Here is a 2,583-nt window from a genome sequence, read left to right as displayed (position 1 = left end):
CACTAGTTGCTTAAGCCTCTACTTTTAGCTTCAGTTAAAAATGGGGGGATTACCTCCGAACGCTCCATCAAACCCTTTGTTATCGGACGAAAAAACTGGCTCTTCCATGACAACGATATCGGCGCTCGCGCAGGAAGCATTCTCTATTCTTTGATTGAGACCTGTAAATACCATAAGGTCGATGTCTTTTCCTGGTTTAAGTATGCTCTGACTCACATTCAACAGGCACATTCCGGAGCAAATGGATGCTCTACTTCCTTACAACATCAACACACTCCTCCTGGCTGATTTGAGAAGCATAGCTCTCTTGCAATTTCCTGAATAGTACTTATTTAACCGCTTACCTTCAGGAACATCTAAAGCAACTATAATTTTCTTATGCATTTGATTTATGCTAATCTTCTAAATTAGCAAGCGCCTCCAATTGTATTACACGCTCTTTAGTAATTAAAGCATTCCAACTAATTGCGCTAATTTCCGGACATTTCATATAACCAAAATCGACCCAGGCATTTCGATACTTTATCCATGCTCTCTCTGTTTTTTGTATTCCATTTATAGTTACAGTTAAAGATTTTGCAAATAGTTTTTTTTGTATTTTATTGTAAATAACATTGAGTTTATTATCTATTTTTTGATACTGAGTAAGTGTATAAGTAGGGAATATGCATTGTTCAGTTTTCTTAAGTTTTTTTAGCATTTGTTTATTGAGATTCATTTCTTCTATAATTCCATGAGCAGTAGCATTAGCTTGAAACCTGTCAATCTCATTCTCCATCCGAGCATCAAAATAAATAATACTTGCATTTCGAAGCTTTTCTAATTTTTTTTGCTCATTAGATGTTAATTTTTTTTTAAAAATATCAAGATAATTCTTTTGTTGGGCTTTTTCTTGACCTTGTTTTATACCAAGGCACACAGTAATCATATACCCACTTGTAATATCATCACAAATATCAAAAGTATCGATTAAATCTTTTTTATCCCTCATCTTATAGAGGTGTTTAACACGTTCTTCCATTTCAATCGGTGCGGCATCCATCATACAGGCATAATGGATTGCAATACTAAGATCACGTTTAACTCCTTTTCCATTAGCATAGATCATAGTTAAAATATTGTAATCATTTTTAATTAATGCGCATTCTCTTGCTTTAAGATAGTCAGGAGTATTTTGAAATCCATAATAAAAAGAATCTGCATTACAATTTTTTAATGCTTTTTTTGTAGTCAGATCTGGAAAATCTTGAGATGGAGCCAAAATTTTCTGAACTGAATTACAAATATCTTGAGTTTCTTTAGAAATATACTCCCAATTTAAATTCATATTATTTGCAGTTACGTTCCCATTTACAACAATAAAAATAAAAAGACCTAAGAAATTCTTAAATTGTTTTACTAGAAAAATTTTTATTCTCATTATGGATAACCTTATTATATATTTTAATTCCGAACTTCAGCCTAAATAACTTAATGAAAAATTATTATAAATAAATTATTAGCTAAGTTTAATTTCTTTAGTATGTGATCAGCCTTTAAGGTCGCACCATATGTAAAAGCCTATTAATTTTATCGTCCACATTACCATATTCTATCTTTTATGAATTTAATCATTGCCTTGCCATTATAAGGATCTATCTTTTTTGCCTATAAACAGAAAAGCCTATTGAAATTGATATACTTTTATCCCTCTCTCCCTCTTCTTAATAAATCAGCTTCGTCATGGACTCTATTTACATAAAACCTCTCTTTTACTTTATAATTTCTTAAATGTTTTTCAGCCTCAATCCAATTATTTTTTAAGGCTGAACTATAGAAGTTTTTAGACACAGGATCATCCGGCATACCACGACCTTGATGAAACGTTCTTGACAATAAAACCGTTTGTTGCGCTGATGTCAGATCATTAAAAAGTGGTGTGTTTTTTAATCTTCGAGCATTCCAACTTTTAATAGTATACCCAAGGTGTTCACCCTTTACTGCCAAATCTACTCGATTTGCCTCTTCAGCAGTTAAATGGGTTTTTAGAGCTAAAGGAAGTAATTTTTTTGCGTCATCTCTTATTTTCTCAGCAAAGGGTAATAATTTTTCTTCAAGTGCTTTTGGAAAATTAAAATTTTTTATTTCTCTCTCATTGCGTTGACCAACATCAAATCCAGTTGCAAAAGTAATCCCACTTCTACCAAGCACCTTACCTCCATTTTCAGGCAAATAGCCATGGGTTATTTGGCCGCCTTCGTTCATAGATAGTTCTGAAAAAATGATTTTTGTTCCGTATTTAGAATTCAATTTAGCCCAAACATTTTTTATATCTGAAAAAACATTTATTGCTTCATCATTAGGTTTTAGTGGTACTAAATTAAGCGCAAACATTCCTTTCCCATTCAATTTTTCTGAATCATTGTCGATAACATTACCGACATATTCTGAAAGTTCTGAACCATAAAAGAAAAAATCATTCTTTTCATTTAAATTTAAGGATTGTGTTCTTAACGGGGAGACTTCAGCAGCAAGCATTTCTTTTCCATCAAAGCGTTCTGAATCATTGTAAATAACATGCTCCAAATTATTTTCACTGGACAT

2 protein-coding genes and 1 pseudogene are annotated in these 2,583 nt (G+C 32.1%); 1 reads left to right on the top strand and 2 read right to left on the bottom strand.

Annotated elements, in window-relative coordinates:
• Positions 1-54: 54 nt before the first annotated feature.
• Positions 55-288: pseudogene (locus LDG_RS19365) on the top strand (transposase domain-containing protein); the annotation flags it as partial.
• A gap of 106 nt (positions 289-394) precedes the next feature.
• Here LDG_RS19365 and LDG_RS11240 read toward each other — a convergent pair.
• Together LDG_RS11240 and LDG_RS11235 are read right to left on the bottom strand one after the other, a co-directional pair.
• Positions 395-1,420, bottom strand: coding sequence for a lysozyme inhibitor LprI family protein (locus tag LDG_RS11240; protein ID WP_006871489.1), 1,026 nt, complete (start codon positions 1,418-1,420; stop codon positions 395-397).
• Between the two features lie 263 nt (positions 1,421-1,683).
• Positions 1,684-2,583 (bottom strand): pesticin C-terminus-like muramidase (locus tag LDG_RS11235; protein ID WP_040535548.1); only part of this gene is annotated, 900 nt, incomplete at its 5' end.

The sequence above is a fragment of the Legionella drancourtii LLAP12 genome (assembly GCF_000162755.2).
GTDB classification, from domain to species: domain Bacteria; phylum Pseudomonadota; class Gammaproteobacteria; order Legionellales; family Legionellaceae; genus Legionella; species Legionella drancourtii.
This window is presented reverse-complemented; position numbering and strand designations above follow the sequence as displayed.